Source organism: Bradyrhizobium sp. 23 (assembly GCF_023073295.1).
Taxonomy (GTDB): Bacteria; Pseudomonadota; Alphaproteobacteria; order Rhizobiales; family Xanthobacteraceae; genus Bradyrhizobium; species Bradyrhizobium canariense_D.
Genome location: NZ_JADPJF010000148.1, coordinates 529,643 through 553,209, shown reverse-complemented (window position 1 = coordinate 553,209; position 23,567 = coordinate 529,643). Strand labels below are relative to the sequence as shown.

26 protein-coding genes are annotated in these 23,567 nt (G+C 63.5%); 13 read left to right on the top strand and 13 right to left on the bottom strand.

The genetic code is table 11. The features are described from left to right. From IVB32_RS35965 to IVB32_RS35935, 7 genes are all read right to left on the bottom strand, one after another. The coding region (locus IVB32_RS35965) for an ATP-binding cassette domain-containing protein (protein WP_247412901.1) at positions 1-562 on the bottom strand (562 nt) is incomplete at its 3' end. Positions 563-681: 119 nt separating this feature from the next. Beyond that, entirely contained in the window at positions 682-1,647 is a 966-nt protein-coding gene (gene ytfQ, locus IVB32_RS35960; RefSeq protein WP_018458617.1) for a galactofuranose ABC transporter, galactofuranose-binding protein YtfQ, read from the bottom strand. 445 nt (positions 1,648-2,092) lie between these two features. Then, entirely contained in the window at positions 2,093-3,265 is a 1,173-nt protein-coding gene (locus tag IVB32_RS35955; RefSeq protein ID WP_026233621.1) for a fumarylacetoacetate hydrolase family protein, read from the bottom strand. 111 nt (positions 3,266-3,376) lie between these two features. Next, positions 3,377-4,354 carry a HEAT repeat domain-containing protein gene (locus tag IVB32_RS35950; protein WP_085352336.1) on the bottom strand — a complete coding sequence of 326 codons (978 nt, stop codon included), beginning with the start codon at positions 4,352-4,354 and terminating at the stop codon, positions 3,377-3,379. 2 nt (positions 4,355-4,356) lie between these two features. Continuing rightward, a complete protein-coding gene (locus tag IVB32_RS35945; RefSeq protein WP_007593252.1) occupies positions 4,357-4,590 on the bottom strand; it encodes a ferredoxin family protein in 234 nt (77 codons plus the stop codon). Positions 4,591-4,618: 28 nt separating this feature from the next. Further along, a complete protein-coding gene (locus IVB32_RS35940; RefSeq protein WP_247412900.1) occupies positions 4,619-6,361 on the bottom strand; it encodes a fumarate reductase/succinate dehydrogenase flavoprotein subunit in 1,743 nt (580 codons plus the stop codon). 104 nt (positions 6,362-6,465) lie between these two features. Beyond that, positions 6,466-7,239 (bottom strand): ferredoxin--NADP reductase, encoded by a 774-nt coding sequence (locus tag IVB32_RS35935; protein WP_018458612.1) that lies wholly within the window; start codon positions 7,237-7,239, stop codon positions 6,466-6,468. 209 nt (positions 7,240-7,448) lie between these two features. Here IVB32_RS35935 and IVB32_RS35930 point away from each other — a divergent pair, with 209 nt between their 5' ends. The 5 genes from IVB32_RS35930 to IVB32_RS35910 all read left to right on the top strand — a co-directional run bounded on the left by IVB32_RS35930 (position 7,449) and on the right by IVB32_RS35910 (position 12,093). Beyond that, complete coding sequence (locus IVB32_RS35930) at positions 7,449-7,745, top strand: gamma-butyrobetaine hydroxylase-like domain-containing protein (protein WP_018458611.1); 297 nt, start codon at positions 7,449-7,451, stop codon at positions 7,743-7,745. A gap of 194 nt (positions 7,746-7,939) precedes the next feature. Further along, on the top strand, positions 7,940-8,716 hold the full coding sequence (locus tag IVB32_RS35925) for a Crp/Fnr family transcriptional regulator (RefSeq protein ID WP_198293387.1): 777 nt from the start codon (positions 7,940-7,942) through the stop codon (positions 8,714-8,716). Between the two features lie 181 nt (positions 8,717-8,897). Then, complete coding sequence (locus tag IVB32_RS35920; RefSeq protein WP_162496366.1) at positions 8,898-10,319, top strand: ABC transporter substrate-binding protein; 1,422 nt, start codon at positions 8,898-8,900, stop codon at positions 10,317-10,319. 68 nt (positions 10,320-10,387) lie between these two features. Further along, positions 10,388-11,224 carry an ABC transporter permease gene (locus tag IVB32_RS35915; protein ID WP_007593263.1) on the top strand — a complete coding sequence of 279 codons (837 nt, stop codon included), beginning with the start codon at positions 10,388-10,390 and terminating at the stop codon, positions 11,222-11,224. Further along, positions 11,221-12,093 carry an ABC transporter ATP-binding protein gene (locus tag IVB32_RS35910; RefSeq protein ID WP_247412899.1) on the top strand — a complete coding sequence of 291 codons (873 nt, stop codon included), beginning with the start codon at positions 11,221-11,223 and terminating at the stop codon, positions 12,091-12,093. Before IVB32_RS35915 ends, IVB32_RS35910 begins: the two co-directional genes overlap by 4 nt. A gap of 73 nt (positions 12,094-12,166) precedes the next feature. On the opposite strand, the gene IVB32_RS35905 is transcribed toward IVB32_RS35910, so the two are convergent. Together IVB32_RS35905 and IVB32_RS35900 are read right to left on the bottom strand one after the other, a co-directional pair. Further along, positions 12,167-13,225, bottom strand: a complete 1,059-nt coding sequence (locus tag IVB32_RS35905) for a putative sulfate exporter family transporter (protein WP_085352331.1) — start codon at positions 13,223-13,225, stop codon at positions 12,167-12,169. Positions 13,226-13,374: 149 nt separating this feature from the next. After that, complete coding sequence (locus IVB32_RS35900; protein ID WP_007593267.1) at positions 13,375-13,593, bottom strand: hypothetical protein; 219 nt, start codon at positions 13,591-13,593, stop codon at positions 13,375-13,377. Positions 13,594-13,794: 201 nt separating this feature from the next. On the opposite strand from IVB32_RS35900, the gene IVB32_RS35895 reads away from it, so the two are divergent. Further along, complete coding sequence (locus IVB32_RS35895; RefSeq protein WP_018458605.1) at positions 13,795-14,430, top strand: DsbA family protein; 636 nt, start codon at positions 13,795-13,797, stop codon at positions 14,428-14,430. A 9-nt stretch (positions 14,431-14,439) separates the two neighbouring features. On the opposite strand, the gene ald is transcribed toward IVB32_RS35895, so the two are convergent. Beyond that, positions 14,440-15,555 (bottom strand): alanine dehydrogenase, encoded by a 1,116-nt coding sequence (gene ald / locus IVB32_RS35890; protein ID WP_018458604.1) that lies wholly within the window; start codon positions 15,553-15,555, stop codon positions 14,440-14,442. Between the two features lie 134 nt (positions 15,556-15,689). Between ald and IVB32_RS35885 the strand changes: the two genes are divergently transcribed. The 4 genes from IVB32_RS35885 (at position 15,690) to IVB32_RS35870 (ending at position 20,025) form a co-directional block, all read left to right on the top strand. Next, the gene (locus tag IVB32_RS35885; protein WP_018458603.1) at positions 15,690-16,169 is read left to right on the top strand and encodes an Lrp/AsnC family transcriptional regulator; all 480 of its coding nucleotides are present in this window, start codon (positions 15,690-15,692) and stop codon (positions 16,167-16,169) included. Between the two features lie 139 nt (positions 16,170-16,308). Beyond that, entirely contained in the window at positions 16,309-16,800 is a 492-nt protein-coding gene (locus IVB32_RS35880; protein ID WP_018458602.1) for a (2Fe-2S)-binding protein, read from the top strand. Next, positions 16,797-17,813 (top strand): xanthine dehydrogenase family protein subunit M, encoded by a 1,017-nt coding sequence (locus IVB32_RS35875; RefSeq protein WP_018458601.1) that lies wholly within the window; start codon positions 16,797-16,799, stop codon positions 17,811-17,813. Before IVB32_RS35880 ends, IVB32_RS35875 begins: the two co-directional genes overlap by 4 nt. A gap of 7 nt (positions 17,814-17,820) precedes the next feature. Next, complete coding sequence (locus tag IVB32_RS35870; protein ID WP_018458600.1) at positions 17,821-20,025, top strand: xanthine dehydrogenase family protein molybdopterin-binding subunit; 2,205 nt, start codon at positions 17,821-17,823, stop codon at positions 20,023-20,025. 60 nt (positions 20,026-20,085) lie between these two features. Here the strand turns inward: IVB32_RS35870 and IVB32_RS35865 are convergent, their stop codons facing one another. Together IVB32_RS35865 and IVB32_RS35860 are read right to left on the bottom strand one after the other, a co-directional pair. Beyond that, positions 20,086-20,298 (bottom strand): hypothetical protein, encoded by a 213-nt coding sequence (locus IVB32_RS35865; RefSeq protein ID WP_007608382.1) that lies wholly within the window; start codon positions 20,296-20,298, stop codon positions 20,086-20,088. Between the two features lie 185 nt (positions 20,299-20,483). Then, positions 20,484-21,533 carry a hydroxyacid dehydrogenase gene (locus IVB32_RS35860; RefSeq protein ID WP_018458598.1) on the bottom strand — a complete coding sequence of 350 codons (1,050 nt, stop codon included), beginning with the start codon at positions 21,531-21,533 and terminating at the stop codon, positions 20,484-20,486. A 278-nt stretch (positions 21,534-21,811) separates the two neighbouring features. On the opposite strand from IVB32_RS35860, the gene IVB32_RS35855 reads away from it, so the two are divergent. From IVB32_RS35855 to IVB32_RS35845, 3 genes are all read left to right on the top strand, one after another. After that, complete coding sequence (locus IVB32_RS35855; RefSeq protein WP_026233617.1) at positions 21,812-22,378, top strand: thiamine pyrophosphate-binding protein; 567 nt, start codon at positions 21,812-21,814, stop codon at positions 22,376-22,378. A gap of 11 nt (positions 22,379-22,389) precedes the next feature. Then, a complete protein-coding gene (locus IVB32_RS35850) occupies positions 22,390-22,992 on the top strand; it encodes a thiamine pyrophosphate-dependent enzyme (protein WP_018458596.1) in 603 nt (200 codons plus the stop codon). Positions 22,993-23,068: 76 nt separating this feature from the next. After that, entirely contained in the window at positions 23,069-23,446 is a 378-nt protein-coding gene (locus tag IVB32_RS35845; protein WP_018458595.1) for an antibiotic resistance protein VanZ, read from the top strand. Positions 23,447-23,489: 43 nt separating this feature from the next. Here the strand turns inward: IVB32_RS35845 and IVB32_RS35840 are convergent. Beyond that, a partial coding sequence (locus tag IVB32_RS35840; protein WP_247413002.1) for a DUF1236 domain-containing protein occupies positions 23,490-23,567 on the bottom strand: 78 nt, incomplete at its 5' end.

Below are 23,567 nucleotides of genomic sequence, written 5' to 3'. Positions count from 1 at the left end.
GAAAGAGGATCTCGACCTCATGGCGGTCGAGGCTCGCGGTCGGCTCGTCCAGGATCAGCACGCGCGCGGAGAGATCGACGGCGCGCGCGATCGCGGTGACATGCTGGATCGCCACCGAGTAATTGCCAAGCGGCGCTGATACGTCGATGTCGAGACCGAAATCCGCGAGCAGCGACTTCGCGCGCCGTCGCATCTCGCCCTCGCGCACGACGCCGAAGCGCGTCGGCTGCCGGTCCAGGAACAGGTTCTGCGCCACCGAGAGATTCGGCAGCAAATTGACTTCCTGGTAGACCGTCGCAATGCCGGCCTGAACCGCCGCCTTGGCCGAGCGCGGCGCGACCTCTTCGCCGCCCAGTCTGACGATGCCGGCATCGCGCGGAAATACGCCCGTCACGACCTTGATCAGCGTGGACTTGCCCGCGCCGTTCTCACCAAGCAGCGCATGGATCTCGCCGGCGCGAAGCGTGAAGTCGACCTCCTGCAACGCACGCACGGCGCCAAAGCTCTTGCTGATCCCACGCACCTCCAGCAGGGAAGCAGCGGAATCCTGGCTGTTCTCCATGACATTCACTCCCAAGGGCGCCCGCTGACAATGCGGACACGGAGCCTGTTCGTTCGCGCAGCGGTTTCGAGCGGGATCGCCGGACTGCCGAAGCACGGCCGTCCGGCGACACTCTCGCCTCAGTAACCGAGGCCCTTCTTGCTGTCGTAGATCTTCTGCGGATCATCGGTGGCGGTGTAGAGCTTGGATTCCGTCTGGATCCATTTCGGCGGAACGGTACCCTTGTCCTTGAAGGCCGCGATGGCATCGAGAGCGGGGCCTGCCATGTTCGGCGTCAGCTCGACCGTGGCATTGGCTTCGCCGGCGACCATCGCCTTGAAGATGTCGGGGACTGCATCGATCGAGACGGTGAGAATCTCCTTGCCCGGCTTGAGCCCAGCTTCCTTCATCGCCTGGATCGCGCCGACCATCATGTCGTCGTTGTGCGCATAGACCGCGCAGATCGACTTGCCGCCACCTTCGGCCTTGATGAAGCTTTCCATCACTTCCTTGCCCTTGGCGCGGGTGAAGTCGCCGGTCTGGCTGCGCACCACTTTCAGGTTCGCATGCTTGGCGATAGCGGTGTCAAACCCCTTCTTGCGGTTGGCGGCGACGCTCGCGCCGACCGTGCCCTGCAATTCGACGATGTTGCAGGCCTTGGCGCCGACGGTCTTCGCCAGCCAGTCACCCGCGACCTCGCCTTCGTGAACGCTGTCGGAGGTCACGGCGGTGAGATAGAGCTCCTTGCCGGAGGGATCGATGTCGCGGTCGAGCAGCACGACCGGGATCTTGGCCTCCTTGGCTTCCTTCAGCACCGAGTCCCAGCCGGTTGAGACGACGGGCGCGAGGAAGATCGCATCGACATTCTGCGCGATGAAGGAGCGGATCGCCTTGATCTGGTTCTCCTGCTTCTGCTGCGCGTCGGCGATCTTGAGATTGACCTTGCGCTTGGTGGCCTCCTGCTTGGAGACCGAGGTCTCGGCCGCGCGCCAGCCGGATTCCGATCCGATCTGCGAGAAGCCAATGGTGAGCTCGGCGGCATTCGCCGGCAGCGCGAGCAGCAACGCGGCCGTCGCGCTGGCCGCAAAGAGGGCTTTGACGATCATCAGGCGTGTCTCCCAAAATGTTATCCGGGGGCGCCGATTGGTAGCATCGCACCCACAGGCCGACCTTTGAGGTGGCGGGAGGGACTATTTCACGGAAGTTTGGTTCCGACTAGTCATATTATTTGACTATTGAGGGGGAAAGCGCGCGCGAGCGGATGAGCGACTTCTATGTCACGCGCAGCGCGATTTTATTCCACGGATGCAACGCGGAGATGAACGAAATGATGCGGCAGTTGGGGCGAAGACACTGTCTAGGAGGATGGTGAAAGGCGAACCCGCAACCCCTCCCCCCATCACCGCGAGCGCAGCGAAGCAATCCTGAGTCTTTCCGGGGAGGGATTCTGGATTGCTTCGCTGCGCTCGCAATGACGGTGGGGAGAGAGTTTCTGCGTCGATCGAGGCAAAGCGACTCGTGGAGAGTCCCCCACATCCGGCGTGCAGTGAGCTAGATCAGCTTGCGCTGCGCGAGATTCTTCATCAGCGCGCCGATGCCGAACGTCCAGGGCTCGCATTCGTCGCTGGCCCGCATGCGGTTGACGAGTTTGCCGAGCTGGGGCGCCGAGATCGTGACGATGTCGTCGCGTTTGTGGGTGAACCCCTGTCCCGGCGCGTCGCGATCCTTAACCGGCGCGAACATGGTCCCGAGGAACAGCACGAAGCCATCGGGATATTGGTGCACCTTGCCGATGGTCTGCTCGACCAGATCGGTCGGATCGCGGCTGATCATGCTGATCGAGGAATGGCCGTCGAGGACGAAACCGTCCTGCCCCTTGACGTTCAGGCTGATGTCGAGCTTGCGGGCGTCGTCGAGGGTAAAGCTGTCGTCGAACAGGCGCAGCAGCGGGCCGATGGAGCACGAGGCGTTGTTGTCTTTGGCCTTCGACAACAGCAGTGCCGAACGGCCCTCGAAGTCGCGCAGATTGACGTCGTTGCCGAGGGCGCCACCGACGATCGTGCCGCGGCTCGAGACGAACAGCACCAGCTCCGGCTCGGGGTTGTTCCAGGTCGACTTCGGATGCAGCCCCGCATCCATGCCGGTGCCGACCGACGACAAGGTCGGCGCCTTGGTGAAGACCTCGGCATCGGGGCCAATGCCGACCTCGAGATATTGGCTCCAGGCGTTCTGGTCGATCAGCACCTGCTTCAGGTGCATCGCCTTGTCCGAGCCCGGCTTGAGCTTCGACAGATCGTCGCCGATCAGCCGGGTCACTTCCTTCCGGATCGCTTCGGCCGAGGCCGGATTGCCCTTTGCCCGCTCCTCGATCACGCGCTCCAGCATCGAGATGGCAAAGGTGACGCCGGCCGCCTTCAGCGTCTGGAGATCGACGGGCGCAAGCAACCACGGTTTTTTCGGATCGCGCTGATCGGGAGGCGTGTTGGCGACGATGGCCTCGAGATCGCCGATGCGCTCGCCCTTGGTCGCGGCAAGCGCCTTCGCCGGATTGTCTTCCTCGCAGAGTGCGCTGACGGTCGGGAATTTTGCGGTGACGTCGAACACACCATCGCCGCGCACGGCGACCACGGCCGGGCCATTCGCCTGCGGCAGCCAGACGCGGCCGACGAGCGTTCCCCGCGTGCCGTCCTCGGGAAGAAGGTCCTTTACCGTCAATGTCGTCATGGGCGTATCCTCGCTCTTTTCGGATCGGCCTCGCTCGCGGAGGCCTATCACATTGGCGAAGACCAATAAACGTCTGGGACGGGAAGTCCAGCGCGGCAGCCCGCCGCGCTTCTATGCCCCCGCCCGCGCTTTTCGGGCCGCAATCTGCTGAAGCGCCCAGCGCGCGTTCTTGCGCACCTCGGGATCGGGATCGTCGGCGATGACGGCAAGGAACGCTTCGCCGTCGTGGTGGGCGATCTCGCCAAGCGCAGCCGCCGCCTCTTTCCGCAGATTGGCCTGCTCATGGTTCACGCAGTTGCCGATCGGGCGCACCGCGCGCTCGATTTTCATCCGGCCAAGGCTGCGGATTGCCTTCAGCCGCACCTGCCAGAACTCGTCACTGAGCGAAGCGATGAGCTGGTCGGCGGCAATCGATCCGTTGACGTTGAGGCCCAGCGTTTCCGCGGCCATCTCCCGCACCATCCAGTCCGAATCCTTCAACGCGCGCGTGATCATCTCGGCCGCGGGCTTCATCTGCGAGAAGGCGAGCGCGCTGACGGCGGCACGGCGCACATGCGCGTCGGGATCGTTGATCAGCGCGGTCAGCGCCGGAATTGATTCCTCCAGCTTGAGGAACCCGATCACGCCGATCGCCTGCACCCGCACGGCGGCATCGGAATCCTGGAGCGCTTCCAGCGCCGGTTTCAGTGTGTCCTTGCAGCGCAGCTCCTTCAGCGCACGCAACGCGCCCATGCGGACGAAGGCGTGGGCATGCTTGACCAGCGGCAGGATGATCTCGGCGCAAGCCGGATCCTTGAACTCCGCCATGCTGTCGGCCGCGGCGGACGCAACGATTCGTTCAGGATCGACGAGCAGCTTCACCAGCGCAGCCGCGGCCTCCGGCCCGTCGAACTCGCCGAGCGCCATCGCGACCTGCTGGCGGACGCCGGCATCAGGATCGGCGACCATTTTGGCGAGATGGCCGACGGCGGCGGGATCGCCGGAATGGCCGAGCGCGATGATCGCGACGCGGCGCTCCCCTGGATCGGCAGCCTGGAGCCGCTCGTCGGCGTCTTCGAGATCGTCGTAGGATTCGAACGGGCTCGACATGGCTACCTCAGGAGATAAGGAATGTTGACGGTGACGGCGCCGGTCGGGCAATCCGCCTCGCAGGGCATGCAGTACCAGCATTCGTCATAGGCCATGTAGGCCTTGTTGGTCATATCGCTGATACGCAGTACGTCGAGCGGACAGACGTCGACGCACACCGTGCAGCCCTTGTCCGCGATGCATTTGGCGTCATCGACGACCACCGGAACCGATGTCTGATAGGAAGCGAGAGGCATCGTATGTCTCCTGTATTTGTGCGGCGGGTCAGGCTGTCGCGCGGATGCGCTGCTTGTCGTAGAGATCCTTCTCATCGTCGGCGATCGGTACGATATAGGGCTCCACGGCACGCTTCTCGCTGGTCATCTTGCCATCCTGCTTGCTGAGCAACGTGTGGCAGAACCAGTTCTCGTTGTCCTTCTCCGGGAAATCCGTCCGCCAGTGATAGAGGCCCCAACGGCTTTCTTCGCGGTAGAGCGAGGCATGCACAGCCATGTCCGCGCAATCCATGATCGACTGGACTTCGAGCGCGCGGAGCAGTTCGTGCGCATTGCGCGCGATCATGCGCTCCTGCATGTCTTCCCTCGCTTCAGCGAACCGGCGCATGCCGAGCTCGTATTTGCGCGTGACTTTCGGCGGCTGGAGATAGTCATTGACGAGACGCCGCGTCTTGTACTCGATCTGGTTCGGCGGAATACCGTCCTCGCGTTTGGTCGGCGCCATGACGCGGTCACGTTCGCGGGCGACCTCAGCCGCGTCGAATTCCGCGAAGTCGTGATTGTCCGCAAACTCCATCGCGTCGACGCCGGCGACCGAACCGTTGGTGAAGGCGCCGAGCATGTAGTTGTGCGGCACGCTCGCCATGTCGCCGGCGGCATAGAGGCCCGGGACGGTGGTGCGCGCGTTGTCGTCGACGAACACGCCCGACGCGCTGTGACCGGAGCAGAAGCCGATCTCGGAGATGTGCATCTCGATCGACTCGCTGCGGTAGTCGACCCCGCGCCCCTGCTGGAACAGGCCGCGCGTGGGACGTTCGACCTTGTGCAGCGTCGATTCGATCTCCGAGATGGTGTCGGGGTGAAGATGCTTGAGCTGGAGAAACACCGGGCCCTTCCCGGACAACAGCTCGTTGTAGAACTCCAGCATCATCTGGCCGGACCAGTAATCGCATTCGATGAAGCGCGATCCCTCGTTGTTGGCGGTGAAGGCGCCGAAGGGACCGGCGACGTAGGCGCAGGCCGGGCCGTTATAGTCCTTGATTAGCGGATTGATCTGATAGCATTCGAGGTTCGCCAGTGCTGCACCGGCGTGATAGGCCATGGAATAGCCGTCGCCGGAATTGGCCGCGTTCTCGTAGGTGCCGAACATGTAGCCCGAGGTCGGCAGGCCGAGACGGCCGGCGGCGCCCATGCACAGGATGACGGCCTTGGCCTTGATCACCAGCATCTCGGCGGTGCGGGTGTTGACGCTGATCGCGCCGGCGATGCGGCCATCGGCGGATTTGAGCAGCCGCGTCGCCATATAGCGGTTGGAGATCAGGATGCGGGCACGCCGGAGCTGGCGATACAGCGCCTTCTTCACGGTCTCGCCGTTCGGCATCGGCAGCACGTAGGTGCCGATGTGGTGCACCTTCTTGACGGCGTAGTCGCCGTTCTCGTTCTTCAGGAAGCGGATGCCGAAACTGTCGAGTTCCTCGATGATCGAGTAGCAGTTCTGCGCGTATTTGTAGACCGCCTTCTGATCGACGATGCCGTCATTGGCGATGGTGATTTCCTTGGTGTACTGCTCCGGCGTCGCGTAGCCGGGAATGACGGCATTGTTTAAGCCGTCCATGCCCATCGAGATCGCTCCGGAGCGCTTGACGTTCGCCTTTTCGAGCAGGACGACGTTGGCCTTCGGATTCTTCAGCTTCGCCTTCAACGCCGCCATCGGGCCGGCAGTGCCGCCGCCGATAACGAGCACGTCGCAGGAAACCTCCGAAAGTCCGTCGACGATCTGATCTAGTGACATCGCTTGCTCCTGGTCCGCCGGCAGATCCGGCGCCTTTGCATCAGATTTGTTCAGCAGGCGTCCCGGCGATAGCAATTAGTTGTCGCCGGGCTGCGATTTGCGCCTCAGCGCTCGACAAAGGCCTTTTCGATCACGAAATGGCCGGGCCGGCTGTGATTGCCCTCGACAAAGCCGCGCGCAGAAAGCATCGCGGGAAGTTCCTCCAACATCGCCGGGCTGCCGCACAGCATGATGCGGTCGGTCTCGATGTCGAGTCCCGACTGCCCGATATCGTCGAAGAGCTGGTTCGACGCGATCAGGTCGGAGATGCGGCCGCGATTCCTGAACGGCTCGCGGGTGACGGTCGGGTAGTAGACGAGCTTGTCACGGATAAGCGGCCCGAAGAACTCGTGATCTCGCAGGCCTTCCACGAGGTGCTCGCCATAGGAGAGCTCGGAGACCTGGCGGCAGCCATGGGCGAGCACGATGGTTTCATAATTCTCGTAGACGTCGGGGTCCTTGATCAGGCTGGCGAACGGCGCGAGTCCCGTTCCGGTCGAGAGCAGCAACAGGCGTTTGCCGGGAATGAGATTGCCCGTGATCAGCGTGCCCGTGGCCTTGCGGCCGACCAGGATGACGTCTCCCTCCCTGATCTTCTGAAGGCGTGAGGTCAGCGGACCGTCCTGTACCTTGATCGAGAAGAACTCGAGCGCCTCCTCGTGATTGGCGCTCGCCATGCTGTAGGCCCGCAGCAACGGCTTGCCCTCGACTTCCAACCCGATCATCGCGAACTGGCCGTTCTGGAAGCGGAAGCCCGGATCGCGCGTCGCGGTGAAGCTGAACAGGCTATCGGTCCAGTGCCTGACCGACAGGACCGTTTCCCTCTGAAATGCACTCATTGTCTCTCCTGATCTCGATTGCGCACAAGGTTTCGGAGAGACAGGAATCCGGCAACGCCGAACTGAAATTGCCGGTCGATTAGTTTCACATTTCGTGGGCGATGATCGAACAGCAGGCAGCGACGATCAGCGCCGCGCACCCTGCGCCTGGCAATTAGTTGCTATCGCGGCAGTGCTGCGGCAAGGTAGAGAAGGGTCGGAGACACGTCATGACCTTGGTGGGACCGACCGTGGCAGATTACGAAGCAAGCGCCGACCTCGCGACGCTCCGCGTCCGCACCGCTCAGGACGACACGCTGGACTTGGCGGCGGAAACGCTCCGCCTCTCCTGCAAATGCGCCCACTGCACCCGCGCCCGCTTCGACGGCCGCTTTCCCGAGCGGTTTCCAGGCATCGCGATCACCGAGATCGGCGATCTCGGTTACGGGCTGAACATCTCGTTTTCGGATGGGCACAATCGGGGGATTTACCCGAAGCCGTATTTGCTGAGCCTGGTGGGGCGGTAGACGCCACAGGTCGTCTTCCAAGCTTCGCTGTCATTCCCCGCGAAGGCGGGAACCAGTACGCCGCGGCTTCTCGATAGCCCATTGACGTCTCTGGAATACTGGATCGCCCGGTCAAGCCGGGCGATGACAGCGGAGTGAATCTGGCACGGACATTGCTCCTCTTTAGAACGGTTTGAACGTTCCGGAGGCAGATGATGTTGCAGGCGGCGGCCAATGTGGTTCGCGGGACGGTTCCCGCAACGGTCCGGCCTACCGGCGGTTCCTCGCTGCTGCTCACCGAGAACCAGCAATGGATCGGCGGACCGCCGCCCTTGATGGACAAGCTCAGCCAGCGCGAGCGGGAGCTGGTGCTGAAGCAGGGCCGCCGAAAAGTGCTCAACCGTGGCCAGACGCTGTTCAGCCAGGGTGGCAAGCATGACGGTATCTGGCTGATCGAGAGCGGCCGGATCCGGGTGTTCTACACCTCTCCGCTCGGCCGCGAGATCACGCTGGCCTATTGGCATGTCGGCAATTTCGTCGGCGGGCCGGAAGTGTTCGAAGGCACCGTGCATCAATGGTCCGGCGTTGCATCCAGCAATTGCAGCGTGGTGCATCTGCCCGGAAAGGAGCTACGATCCCTTGCGGTCGAGATCCCGAACCTCGCGATCGGCCTGATCGAAGGCCTGACCTTCAAGGGCAAGTGCTATTCGGCGCTGGCCCAGATGTTGGGAACGCGCTCGATCACACAGCGCCTTGCGCATCTGTTGCTGCATCTCGTCGACCTCTATGGCGTCGATGACGCCGACGGCCGGGTGATCGCGGCCGCCTTCACCCATGCCGATATCGCCCACATGGTCGGTGCCACCAGGCAATGGGTCACGATCAGCCTGAAGCGCATGCAGGAAAAGGGAATCGTGCTGACCAAGCGCTCGCAGATCGTGGTCTGCCGGTCCGACGTGCTGGAAGAGATGCGAGGGCAGGCGGCCGACTGACCGAGCTTGCGACCAGGGCCGGTGCCCATGCAAGCGGCTTAATAGTGCAGGACTGCCCAAGGAGTATGCAATCAACTTTTCCCGGCAACTAATCGACTGTGGCGCTCATTCCGGATTTGCCCTGCCCACGCCCTCACCCAATCATGGCAACCACAGCACATCCAACCGAATGAGGATGAGAATGGTCCGCCATCTTCCCACGCTCTCGATCGCGATGTCGGTGACGTCGCTGGCGCTTCTCCTCGCGCAGCCGGCCGCGGCGGAAACCGTCACGCTGGGCATCGGAACGCAGGACACCACAACCAACACGGTGACCGCCGGCGTCGTCATCCGCCAGCTCCATCTCCTCGAAAAATATCTGCCGAAAGACGGCAAATACGCCAACATCAAGTTCGAGCTGGAGTGGCAGAACTTCACCTCCGGCCCGCCCGTCACCAACGCGATGATGGCCAACAAGCTGCAGATCGGCATGATGGGCGACTATCCGCTGATCGTGAACGGCTTCACTTTTGACAGCAATCCCGAGAGCAAGAGCCGGCTGATCGGCATCGCCGCCTACAGCCTGTCGGGCTCCGGCAACGGCATCGTCGTTCACAAGGATTCGCCCTACTACGATCTCGCCGATCTCAAGGGCAAGCTCGTGAGCGTGCCGTTCGGCTCGGCCGCACACGGCATGGTGTTGAAGGCGATGCAGGACCGCGGCTATGCATCGGATTTCTTCCAGCTGGTGAGCCAGAGTCCGGAGGTCGGCTCGACCAATCTCCAGGAGAAGAAGATCGACGCGCATGCCGACTTCGTTCCGTTCGCCGAGTTGCTGCCGTTCCGCGGTTTTGCGCGAAAGATCTTCGACGGCGTCGAGACCAATCTCCCGACTTTCCACGGCATCGTGGTGCGAACCGATTTCGCCGAAAAATATCCCGAAGTCGTCGTTGCCTACTTCAAGGCGGTGATCGCCGCCAATCAATGGCTGCGCGACGATCCCAAGCTCGCCGCCGAGAAGATCCAGGAATGGACCGGCATCAGCAAGGAGGTCGTCTATATCTTTCTCGGCCCCAGCGGCAACATGACGACCGATCCCTCGATCAAGCCGGCGCTGATCGACGCTGCCACGGCCGACGTCAAGGTGCTGCAGAACCTCGGCCGGATGAAGGAGTTCGACCCGAAGAAATGGGTCGACGACAGCTACATCCGCAAAGCCTATGCCGAGATGAAGCTCGACTATGACGCGCAGCTTGCGAGCACCAAGAACTACGAGATCTCCGGCGACGATTCCTTCTGCAAGAAACCGATCGCCGATCCGCGCAAGGCCGGCGAGGTCTGGGTCGACGATTCAGGCATCGTGCCCTTCTCGTCAGCCAGCTGCACGCTCGGGGCCTATGCCGACTACAAAGCCAAGGGCAAGAAGATCAACGTCGCCTACGTTTTCGATACAACCCGCGGCATCAAGCTGTTCGCCGACCAGGCTTTCTTCGCGGTCGGCAATGGCGAGGTTGCGCCGTTCCTGTTGAAAAAGGACGCCGAAGCCTATGCCGCCAAGATCAGCGGCAAGGTGCTCGGCTTCGACGACGCGGTGAAGGCGGCGGTCGGCGGGGGTAAGACGTGAGCAGTCCCGCCCTCCGCAGACATTCCGAGGACAGCATGCCGGCAAGTGCAATCGCGGAGGCAAGCGCCATGCCCGCCTCCACGCCACCCGCGTCTCCACCCTCCTTCGGCACGCTCGCACTGCGCTGGTACCGGCTCAACCGGGGCGGGCTGCGCGCGACCGCGATCGGCATCATCTCGCTGCTCGCCTTCTTGCTGGTCTGGCATCTGCTGACAACCTATCGCGTCGTGTTCTTCGTGCGCTTCACCAACGTGCCCTCGCCGCTCGCGGTCTATGCGAGCTTCACCAAGGCGATCCACGATCCGAAATTCCTGCTGCACGTCCTCTTGAGCTGCCGCCGCATCTTCTTCGGTTTCTCGCTCGCGGCGATCGTCGCGGTGCCGCTCGGCCTGATCATGGGCCGCTTCAAGCTCGTCCACGAGATCATCTTTCCCGTGGCGGAGGTGCTGCGGCCGATCCCGGCGATCGCCTGGGTGCCGATGGCGATCATGCTGTGGCCGACCAACGAGCAGAGCATCGTCTACATCACGTTCCTCGGATCGTTCTTCCCGATCCTGGTCAACACGCTGCACGGCATGTCGCTGGTCGATCCCGTGCTGGTGCGTGCCGCGCAATGTCTCGGCGCGCGGGAGCGCTCGATCTTCCGCGATGTGTATTTTCCGGCCTCGCTCCCGCACATCTTCACCGGCCTCACCGTCGGCATGGGCGTGGCCTGGGTGTCGCTGATCGCTGCCGAGATGATCTCCGGACAGTACGGCATCGGCTATTTCACCTGGGAGGCCTATTCGCTGGTCCAGTATGCCGACATCGCGCTCGGCATGATCGCGATCGGCGTGCTTGGCCTCGGATCGAGCATGTTGATCCGAGGCGCCGGACAATTGGTGATGCCGTGGAGGTCAAGATGAGTGAGATCGTTGTCAAGGCACCGCAGGGCCATATCGAGGTCAAGAACTTCTCCCTCAGCTACGACAGCATCGAGGGGCCGGTCGAAGCCGTCGCCGATACGCAGATTCATGTGAAGCCTGGCGAGTTCGTCTCGATCGTCGGGCCCTCCGGCTGCGGAAAGTCGACGCTGCTCAACGCGGTTGCCGGCTTCCTCAAGCCGACCACGGGCATCGTCACCGTCGACGGCGAGAAGGTGAACGGCCCCAGCGCGGAGCGCGGCATGGTGTTTCAGCAATATTCGCTGTTTCCCTGGAAGACCGTGCGGGAGAACGTCGAGTTCGGCCTGAAGATGCGCGGCATGCCGCGCTCGCAGCGCGAGCGCGCCGCCCGCACGCTGCTGGGACTCGCGGGCCTCGAAGCCTTCGAAAAGCATTACCCCGAGAAACTCTCAGGTGGCATGAAGCAGCGCGTTGGCATCGTCCGCGCGCTCGCGACGGGACCCAAAGTGTTGCTGCTCGACGAACCCTTCGGCGCGCTCGACGCGCAGACCCGGGTCATCATGCAGCAGATCCTCACCAACATGTGGCAGCGGCTGAAGATCTCGGTGCTATTCGTCACCCACGACATCGACGAGGCGATCTTCCTGTCCGACCGTGTCTACTGCATGACCGCACGCCCCGGCTCGATCAAGGCGGAGATTCCGATCCCGCTGGAGCGGCCGCGGCAGCAGTCGATGATGATGTCGTCGGAATTCCCAGCATTGCGCCGCGGACTGATGTCGCTGATCCGCGAGGAGAGCATCAAGGCGATGGGCGGCGAGCTCAACGACATGGGCATGCAGGGGCTGAACATCGAGCTGCACGGGCACTCGCTCGCGGATGTGATTTAGGGATCTTCGACTTGCGCGCTGACTTCCTTCCCCCTTGTGGGAGAAGGAAGTGGAGTATGCGCAGCAGCTTGCCTTACTTGAACCAGTGCACCAGCGCGATGCTAATGCCGAGCAGCAGCAGTAGCGACAAGGTCACGGCCGCCGTCACCCGTCCCCCGACATTGGCAAGCACCTTCACATCGACGCCGAGGCCAAGCGCGGCCATCGATACCACCGTGAGAAAACCCGTGATCCGCGTGATCGGGGCAATCACCGTGGACGGCACGATCTCGAGCGAGCGCAAGGTCGCCAGCGCAAGGAAGCCGAGGATGAACCACGGGACCAGGCGGAAGAAGCCGACATTGGTCTTCTTGGCATCGCTGTGCCAGCGCGACGCCGTCAGCGAGAGGCCGACGACCACCGGCCCGAGCATCAGCACGCGCATCAGCTTGACGAGCGTGCCGATCTGCGTCGAGACGAGTCCCGCCGGCACCGTCGCAGCCAGCACCTGCGGCACGGCATAGACAGTGAGGCCTGCAAGGATGCCGTATTGCGTAGCCGATAGCTGCAGCAGCGGAATCAGCAGCGGCAGGCCGAGCACCATCATCACGCCGAGGATCGCGGTGAAGGAGATGGAGGATGCGATCTCGTCATTGTTGGCGCCGATGATCGGCGCCACCGCCGCAATCGCCGAATTGCCGCAGATCGAGTTTCCGCAGGCGATCAGGATCGAGAGCCGCGTCGAGAGACCAAGCAGCCGGCTGATGCCGAAGGAAACGCAGAGCGCGACCACAACGACGGCCGCGATCGAGGCCAACAGCGCGACGCCGGACGCCGCGATAGCAGCGAAGCTGATCGAGGCCCCCAGCAGCATGACGGCGACTTCGAGCAGCTGCTTGGCGCTGAAGGCGATGCCGGACTGCCAGCGCGGCGCGGGCTTCCAAAAGCTGCGCACAGCCATGCCGAGCAAGATCGCCATCACCAGCGCCTCGACATAGGGATGTTCGAAGATGCCCAATTCCGCCCGTTCGAGCAGGGCCGAAACGCCGGCCACGGCGATGCAGAGGAGGATCCCGGGAATCAGCGCGACGATGCGGCTGATGGCCGTGGTCCGCTTGGCGTCGGCCGGGCTGGATGCTTGATTCTGCGACACAAATCTCTCCCCAAGGAGAAGGATTTATACGCAGCGCCATCCGATTGGGGAATAAGTTTTCGACATATCAGGGCCGAGCGAAGTTCTATCCTCAATCCGGAATAATCTGGCTCGGAAGATCAGGCGCCCGTTGGAAGATCAGGCGCGCCTTAGAAGATCAGGCTCTTGGCCAGCGAGGCGACGCGGCTGAAGCCGTCATAGACGCCGGGCTCGAAGAAGGCCGCGCGCGCCAGCACGATACCGGCGACCAGCGACCAGAACAGCCCGGTGCCGACCCGCAGCAGCAGCTTTGACCCGCGCGAGCGCGGCTGGGTGTCCGTTGCGGACACCAATTGCTCGCCGAAAGGCTCAAACCTGGTGCGTTCCATAGCAGTCAATCCATCAATTTCTGATGGAAATGTCGTCGTTTCGGCCCCAAACAGCAATGGAAGCGATTGGCTTTTTTGCCTCCCGAAGAGGAAACTCCTTCCGCCGGACGGACCCGGGGCAATAGTTTTCTTCTTCCGGCCTATTTGAGCACCGGCGCCACGGCGAGCAGGTAGCGCCGCGCGTATGAAAGGAATCTGCCAATGCCAAACCCCCGCGTGCGCGTCTACACCGACTACAAGAGCTCCTACGCGTTCGTGGCCAACAAGCGCCTATTCGAACTGCAGGAGACGCACGGCGTCGAGCTCGAATGGCTGCCCTATACGCTGCGCGTTGCCGAATTCATGGGGACCGTGGAAGAGCGCACGCCGCATTTCTGGCGCAAGGTGCGCTACGCCTATATGGACGCCCGGCGCTATGCCAATGCGCAAGGGCTCGTCATGAAAGGGCCTAGGCGGATCTACGACGCGTTCTATTCCAGCGTCGGCATGCTGTTCGCCCAACAGCACCGCTTCTTCCGTCCGTATCACGACACGGTGTTTCGTCGGTTCTGGAGGCATGAGCTCGAGATCGACGATCTCGCCGCAATCACGGACGTCATCACGTCCTGCGGTGGCTCGGCCAGCGAGTTCGAAGCCTACGTCCATGGCCCCGCACGCGCCGAGCATGACCGCATCATCGACGAGGCCGAAGTGCTCGGCGTGTTCGGCGTGCCGACCATGGTGTTCAACGGCGAGCTGTTTTGGGGCGGCGACCGCATCGACATGTTGATCGAACGCATCGAGAAGCCCGGGACGATCGAGGCAGCTCTCGGCAGCCGCCATCGCAAGCCGGCATGAGCAGCAACGCTACGCCGCTAGCCCGCTCTCCACCGGAGCAAACTCCAGCCCGAGGCTCTCCGCCACCGCCTTGTTGGTGATACGGCCGCGATGCACATTCAGCCCGTTGCGCAGGTGTGGATTTTCCAAGATCGCAGCAAAACCCTTGTTCGCGAGCATCAAGCCGAACGGCAGCGTCGCGTTGTTCAGCGCCTGGCTCGACGTCACCGGCACCGCGCCGGGCATATTGGCCACGCAATAATGCACGATGCCGTCGACAAGATAGGTCGGATCGGCATGCGTGGTCGGGTGCGAGGTCTCGAAGCAGCCGCCCTGATCGATCGCGACGTCGACCAGCACGGCGCCTGGGCGCATCGATGTCAGCATCGCACGCGTGACGAGCTTGGGCGCACTCGCGCCCGGCACCAGTACCGCGCCGATCACGACGTCGGCGGCGAACACCTCCTCCTCGACCGACTCGATGGTGGAGAAGCGGGTGCGCACGCGTCCGACAAAGAGATCATCAAGCTCCCGCAACCTTGGAATGGAGCGGTCGATCACGGTGACTTCGGCGCCAAGGCCCGCGGCCATGCGCGCGGCTTGCGTTCCCACCACGCCGCCGCCGAGCACGACGACCCGCGCCGGCTGCACGCCAGGGACACCGCCCAGCAGCAGCCCGCGACCGCCAGCGGAGCGCTTGAGCGCGGCGCCGGCGGCCTCGATAGCGAGGCGGCCGGCGACTTCGCTCATCGGCGCAAGCAGGGGGAGGTGACCGGCCGCGTCGGTGACGGTTTCATAGGCGATCGCAGTACAGCCGGAGGCGAGCAAACCCCTGGCCTGTTCGGGATCCGGCGCAAGATGAAGGTAAGTAAACAGGATCTGGCCTTCGCGGAGCTGGGGCCACTCGCTTGTCTGCGGCTCCTTCACCTTCACGATCATGTCGGACTTCGCGAAGATGTCGCGCGCGCTCTCGGCAATGGTGGCCCCTGCCCGCCGGTAGTCTTCGTCGGAGGCGCCGATGCCGCCGCCCGCACCGGTCTCGACCGTCACCTCGTGCCCCGCGGCGACATATTCGCGGACCGCACCCGGGGTGAGCCCGACGCGATATTCCTGCACTTTGATTTCCTTGGGCACACCGACGCGCATCCCGGGCCTCCTTGTGATTCACCTCATGATCGTAGCGACGTGCCCTGTTTGGTTTCGTGCAAATATCCGCTAGCTTTGGCCTCCCTGCGCCGGTTTCCGGCGCGCAAACGCCCTTTCACGCTGGAAACGAAACCTTGGCCCTCGACAGGAAAGATCTCGCCATCCTCGCGGAGCTCACGACCAACGCGCGGGCCAGTCACACCGAGCTCGCGCACAAGGTCGGGCTATCAAGCACCGCGCTCGCGCGGCGGCAGAAGGCGCTGCAAGACGACGGCTATATCCAGGGCTATCAGGCCACGCTCGACCTCGCGCAGTTCGGCCTCACCACCACGGTGCTGGTCCGTATCGCGCTGGAAAGCCAGAGCGATGAGGCGCTGAAGGCGTTCGAGGCGGAGGTGGTGAAATGCCCGTCCGTCGTGCGCTGCTTCCTGATGTCGGGGACCGACGACTACATCCTGATCGTGCTCGCCCGCGATATCCAGGATTTCGAGCGCATCCACCGCATGGAGCTGTCGCGCCTGCCGCGCGTCGCGAGGGTACAATCGAGCTTCGCGCTGCGCGAAGTTGTCGACCGCGCCGTGCCGAATGTGGTGTTCGGCGAAGCAAAGCGCTGACCGCAACCTCTCGGAAAGGCGAACTGCTGGCAAGGAACCAACCGGTCGGTGGTCCGTTGGGCGCTATTGGCCGGCGGAGGCGTGCCCCCGCGTCAACACGGCTGACGTCCGGCACGGTCGCCGTCGCAGGGAGCAGGACATGGGCGATGTCACGCATCAGATTTCCGAACGCATTCCGATCCATCTTGTCGTCAACGGCGTCAGTCACACGCTCGATCTCGTGCCATGGACCACATTGCTCGATGCCTTGCGGGACCATCTTGCACTGAGCGGCACCAAGAAGGGCTGCGACCATGGTCAGTGCGGCGCCTGCACGGTGCTGGTGGACGGCCGGCGCGTCAATTCCTGTCTCACGCTCGCCGTCATGAAGGACGGCGCGGAGATCACGACTGTCGAAGGTCTTGCCAAGGATGGCGCGCTGCATCCCCTGCAACAGGCGTTCATCGACCATGACGCCTTCCAGTGCGGCTATTGCACGCCGGGACAGATATGCTCGGCGGCCGGACTGCTCGCCGAAGGCCGTGCCAAAGATACCGACGAGATCCGGGAGCTGATGAGCGGAAACCTTTGCCGCTGCGGCGCCTATCCAAACATCGTCGCCGCCATCCAGCAGGCAATGGGCCAGCCATGAACAACTTCCAGTACGCTCGAGCCACTGATGTCGCCGACGCCATCCGCTTGCTCGCCGCCGGTCCCGGCGCCAAACTGATTGCCGGCGGCACCAATCTGATCGACCTGATGAAAGAGAATGTCGAGCGCCCCTCCCGGCTGATCGACATTTCCCGCCTGCCGCTCCGCAAGGTCGAAGAGACGCCCGACGGGTCCTTGCGCATCGGCGCCTTGGTGCCGAACTCGGACCTCGCCTATCATCCATTGATCGAGCAGCGCTATCCCCTGCTCGCCAGCGCCATCCTGGCCGGCGCCTCGGCGCAACTGCGCAACATGGCATCGGTCGGCGGCAATCTGATGCAACGAACCCGCTGCGCTTATTTCTATGACACGGCCACGCCGTGCAACAAGCGACATCCCGGCAGCGGCTGCTCGGCAATGGACGGGCTGAACCGCAACCATGGGATCCTGGGCACGAGCGCCGCCTGCATCGCGACCAATCCATCCGACATGAGCGTGGCGCTCGCCGCGCTCGATGCGCTCGTGCACATCGCGGGTCCCTCCGGCGAACGCACCATCGCGCTGACCGATCTCCATCGGCTGCCCGGCGACAAGCCTCATGTCGATACCAATCTCGGCACCGGCGAGATCATCACCGGGATTGAGCTTCCGCCGCGCGGCTTTGCTCAAAACTACAGCTATCTAAAAATTCGCGACCGGATGTCTTATGCTTTTGCTTTGGTCTCGGTTGCCGCCGCGCTCGAATTGGAGGGCAACGCGATCAGCGGGGCACGCGTGGCGGTCGGCGGCGTGGCTCACAAGCCTTGGCGCAGCCTCGAGGCCGAAGCTACGTTGCGCGGCCAGGCCGCAACGCCCGATCACTTCTCGCACGCCGCGGATCTCTTGCTCCAGGGAGCAACAGCCCGCTCACATAACGGCTTCAAGGTCGAGCTCGCACGCCGCGCCATCGTGCGGACGCTGACACAGGCGGCGAACGCCACGCCGCAATCTCAGGCGCACAAGAAGATCGCGTGAGGACCCCATGAACGCTTATGTCGGAACGCCAACGTCGCGTGTCGACGGCCGGGCCAAGGTCACCGGCGCCGCCAAATACGCCGGCGAATTTCCAGCCGACAAGCTCCTCCATGGCTTCGTGGTCGAGGCCATCATTCCATGCGGGCGCATTGCCCGCCTCGACGCGAGCGAGGCGTTGAAGGTCGAGGGCGTACTCAACGTGCTCACGCATGCGAACCGTCCGCCGCTGGCCGACAAGGACGAGGCGTGGAAGGACGAGGTGGCGCCCGAGGAAGGCTCGCCTTTCCGTCCGCTTTATGATGACAAGATCAAGTTCAATGGCCAGCCGATCGCACTTGTCGTCGCAGAGGACTGGGAAACCGCGAAATTCGCCGCGACGCTCGTGCGGGTCGAATATGAGCAGCATGGTTTTGCAACCGACCTCGAAGGCGAACGCAGCAACGCCGCCGAGAAGAACGAGCCGCATAAACCGCGGGGCGACGCCGCAGCCGCCCTTGCGGGAGCTGATGTGCGCCACGAGGCGGACTACGTGATACCGACCGAGCATCACAACCCGATGGAGCTCTATGCGACCACGGCGGTCTGGGACAGCAATGGCAAGCTCACGATCTACGACAAGACCCAAGGCGTCCAGAACGTCCACAAATTTCTCTGCAGCGTGTTCGACAAGAAGCCGGACGACATTCGCGTGGTCTCGCCGTACGTCGGCGGCGCCTTCGGCTCCGGCTTGCGGCCGCAATATCAGGTGGTGTTGGCAACACTCGGCGCGCTCGCGCTGAAGCGGTCCGTTCGCGTCGTACTGACGCGGCAGCAGATGTACGGGCTCGGCTACCGGCCGATGACCATCGAGCGCGTCGGGCTCGGCGCAAGATCCGATGGCGCCCTCGACGCGGTCACGCACGAGGCGATTGCCGTCACCTCGCGCTATGAGGATTTTGCCCGCAACGATACCGGCTGGGCCGAACAGCTCTACAAGAGCCCGAACAGCCGCTTCTCCCACAAGCTGGTGCACCTTGACGTCTCCACCCCCTGCGACATGCGCGCACCGGGCGCTGCGTCGGGCGTCTGCGCGCTGGAATGCGCGATGGACGAGCTCGCCGTCGCACTCAAGCTCGACCCGATCGAATTGCGGCTGAAGTGCTACTCGGATCGCGACCAGAGCGAAAACCTGCCCTACACCAGCAAGCAGTTGCGCGAATGCTACGCGCGCGGCGCGGACGCCTTCGGCTGGAGCAGACGCGATCCTGCGCCGCGCTCGATGCGCGACGGCAAGGATCTGATCGGCTGGGGCATGGCGACGGGTGTGTGGGAAGCACTGCAGATGCCGGTCGCCGTCCGTATCGTGCTGACGTCGAACGGACATGCCGAGGTGTCCTGCGCCGCATCCGACATCGGCACCGGCACCTACACCATTGTGGCTCAGGTCGCAGCCGATGCGCTCGGCCTGCCGATTGAGAACATCAGCGTCCGGCTCGCAGATTCCAGTCTGCCGCAGGCGCCTGTGGAGGGCGGCTCCTGGATGGCCGCTTCGAGCGCGCATGCGGTGCTCGCAGCCGCCGAGGAAGTGCGCAAGGAACTGTTACGCCTGGCCGGGAAGATGCCAGGCTCGCCGCTCGCCGGCGCCGAGCTAGCCGATACGGTGCTGACCGACGGCAGCATTGCCAGCTCCAGCAACAACAGCCGCGCGGTCTCGATCGCCGACGCGATGCGTCACGGCGGCGTCGAACGCATCGAGAAGGAAAAGCTCAATCAATTCGGCGAGGACAAGAAGCACGCGCGTAACACCCACTCGGCCGTCTTCGCCGAGGTCAAGGTGGACGAAGAGCTAAACGTCATTCGCGTGACGCGGGTCGTGAGCGCCGTCGCGGCCGGGCGGATTCTCAACACCAAGACAGGCCGCAGCCAGATCATGGGCGGCGTGGTCTGGGGGATTGGGATGGCCCTGCACGAGGAGACGGTGATGGATCACCGCTTCGGGCGGATCATGAACGCGAACATCGCCGAGTACCACATTCCCGTGAATGCCGATGTTCACGACATCGACGTGATCTTCGTCGACGAGCCGGACGCGCACATCAACGCGCTCGGCATCAAGGGGCTGGGAGAGATCGGCATCGTCGGCGTTCCCGCCGCGATCGCGAACGCCGTCTATCACGCCACCGGCAAACGCATCCGTCGATTTCCGATCACACTGGACAAGCTGCTCGACTGAGACGGTGCAGCAGTCCCCTCTCGGCGCCGGCGTCACCTCACGGCGCCCGGCCGCCAGGCCTCACGAGGGAAAGTCAGCCGGTCTGACTTGGATGCGGTCGGCATGCAGCGACCAGTGGTGCAACGCCTGATCCTCGCAAAACCTCGCCTTCGCCCGCTCTCTGGCTTCGTCCTCGTCGGAAGCGTCGATCTCGAGCGTGCCCTGGCACACCTCGATCTGCCGGCCGTACTGGCCGAGCACGTCCTTCATGAACCTGACCACATAAGTTGACATGGGACCTCCTGCCTGCCCCGGCGGCGCTCACTCTTATCCCATTTAGGCGGAATCCGGGAGGGAGATTTTGACACGGATCAAAGTCGGGCGCGGTTCCCCCCGCCGATCGTTCCGTGGCGCGTAGCGCTAACCGGGACATTGGGCAGCAGGAGCATCGCACCCCGGAAGGACAGAGCGACTGTCAACTACGCCGGCGTCACACCAAACGCCTGCTTGAATCGCTCCACATAGCGTGGCCAGACCTCCGGATTGATGATGCGCGGCGGCCGCTTGCCATCGAGCGTATCCAGCACCTGCTCGGCCGCGATGCGGCCCATGTTCTGCCGCGCCTCGATCGTGACGCCCGCGGTATGCGGGCTCGCCAGCACGTTGTCGAGCTGGAGCAGCGGATGCTCCGGCGGCGGCGGCTCCTTGGACCAGACGTCGAGACCGGCGCCCGCAATGCGCTTCTCGCGCAAGGCCTGGAGCAGCGCATCCTCATCGTGGATGAAGCCGCGCGCCGTGGTGATAAAGTACGCATGCGGCTGCATCAACGCAAATTCGCGCACGCTGATCATGTTGCGGCTGCGCTTGTCGAGCGGGCAGGAGATGGAGACGAAATCGGCGCGGCGCAGCAGCTCGTCGAGCTCGACCTTCTCGCCGCCCCGCTCGGCCATCACCTCGGCCGTGAGGTAAGGATCGTAGGCCAGCACCTTCATGCCGAACAGGCCCTTGCACAGCGCGGCGATGCGGCGACCGACATTGCCGAGGCCGACGATGCCGACGGTCTTGTGCTCGATCTCGTTGCCGACGAGTTCGTTGCGGTTGACGTTGGACTCCCTGCGGAGCTTGCGGTCGGACTGGATGATGCGCTTGGACAGCGTCAACATCATCGCCAGCGCATGCTCGGCGACCGAGTGGGCGTTGCCGCCGGACTGGTTGACGACCAGCACGCCGGCATCGGTGCAAGCCTCGACATCGACAGGATCGAATCCCGCGCCGTTGCTGGAGACGAGCAGCAGGTTCGGCGCGCGCCTCAGGAAGGCAGCATCGACATGGAAGTGCGGGGCCAGTTCGTCACGGGCGGCGCCGATCTGGTAGACATGAGCCGCCTCGATGATCGGCGCGAAATATTCCTCGGGGCTCTCGTTCTCGATGCGATCGAGCCGGACGTCGGGCCGCGCCTTCAGGATGTCGATATAGATCGGATTGGCCAGATATTTGACGTAGAAGACGCGCTTGCTGTTGACGGACATCAGGACCCTTCCGGCTTTCTCCAGGAGATCCGCAGGGCCAGCGCTTCGCGCGCTCCTGTCATGCGTTCCTCCGTTCTCTTGTTGTTGCCGCTTATGACACGGCGGCACCGGCTGCGGCAGGCCGTCTGGCGCAGATCACGGTGCAGTCCGGACATGTTGACAATCCCGCTGCCTGCGTCAAGTTCGGCAGACCGCCGCGACGGCCAAGACAAGGGCTAAGACGACGCCTAAGACAATGGCAAAGACCAAGAAGCATGCGCGGCCGAAGGGAGAACGCAATGCCGATTGCGGAGCAACAAACCTCGTCCGAGGCGGCGCAGACCTCCAGTGACAAGAGCTGGCACGGCATCATCCTGCAAACCTTAAAGCGGAATGAGATCAGCCTCGTCCCTTACGTGCCCGACCGCGTGCTGACGCCGCTGATCAAGAACCTGCACGCCGATCAGTTCTTCACCACCTTTGCCACCGCCCGCGAGGAGGAGGCCGTCGGCATCGTCTCGGGCGCCTGGATGGGCGGACGGCGCGGTGCGGTGCTGATGCAGACCTCAGGCTTTGCGACGCTCGCCAACGTGCTGGCCTCGCTCGCGGTGCCCTACCAGATTCCGCTTATCATGTTCGTGTCCGAGCGCGGCACGCTCGGCGAGTTCAACTACGGCCAGTCACTGGTCTGCCGCACCATGCGTCCGGTGCTGGATTCGCTGGCGCTGGAGCATCACACCATCACCCGGCTCGACGAGCTCGAATTCATTGCCGATCGTTCGATCAAGCAGGCCGTCACGACGCAGGCGCCAGTCGCGCTGATCCTCAACCCGCTGCTCACGGGCGGCAAGGTGTTCGACAAGTGAGTCCGGCCCAAATGAATACAGACGTGCGCAACACCAAAGTGATGAACCGCTTCGACGTCACCTCGCGCCTGATCGCGAAACTCGAGCACGAGGAAGCCGTGATCGGCGGCATCGGCAACACCAATTTCGACCTCTGGGCCGCCGGCCACCGTGCGCAAAATTTCTACATGCTCGGCAGCATGGGGCTCGCCTTCCCGATCGCGCTGGGCGTGGCGCTGGCGCAGCCGGACCGGCGCGTCTTTGCGCTCGAAGGCGACGGCTCGCTGCTGATGCAGCTCGGCGCACTCTCGACGATCGCGGCGTTGAAGCCGAAGAACCTCATCATGATCGTGATGGACAACGGCATCTACCAGATCACGGGCGCGCAGCCGACACCGGCCGCGAACGTGGCTGACATCGTCGCCATCGCAACCGGCTCCGGGCTTGCCAACAGCGCCTGGGCCGCGGACGAGGCGGATTTCGAGCGTCTGGTCGAGGAAGCCATGTCGGCCGGCGAGCCCAGCCTGATCGCCGTCCGCATCGATGACAAGCCCGGCGTCGGCGCCACCCGACGCGATCCCGTACAAATCCGGGAACGCTTCATGCACGGCCTTGGCGTGCGCGAGCCACTTTAACGGTTCGTCATTAACTACACGGCGATCTGATCCTGGCGCCTCGGCAGGCTGCTGCAATCCGTGCTAAGCGGTGCGGATGTCCATTTTGCTTCGCTCCTCTGCCTGGCTGCTTGCCGCCGCCGTCGCCTTTGCAACCCTCGGCCCGCCAGGCCTACGGCCCCATTCCGACCTTGGCCAGGACGGCGAACATGCCCTTGCCTTCGTCCTGGTGGGACTAGCCTTCGGCCTCGCCTATCCGCGCCGCCGCCTGTCGGCCACAGCGATCGCCGTGGTGCTGATCGGCCTGCTGGAACTGATGCAATTCTGGGCACCGGGACGGCATGCGCGGCTGGAGGACTTTCTGGTCGATGCCGGCACCACCTGCATCGGTTTCGCGCTGGCGGCCATCGCCGATTGGGCCATGACGCGGTTTCGCGCAAATCCGGCCCTGACGAGTCAAGGCCCCGCGGAGTGACGCTCCGCAGGGCCCGTCTCTTCAAAGCTCACGCTCCGGTCGATCAGTCGATGATCTTAACGACGCGGCGCGTGCGCGGCTCCACGATCACGCGGCGATCGTTCACGACCGCATAGCGATA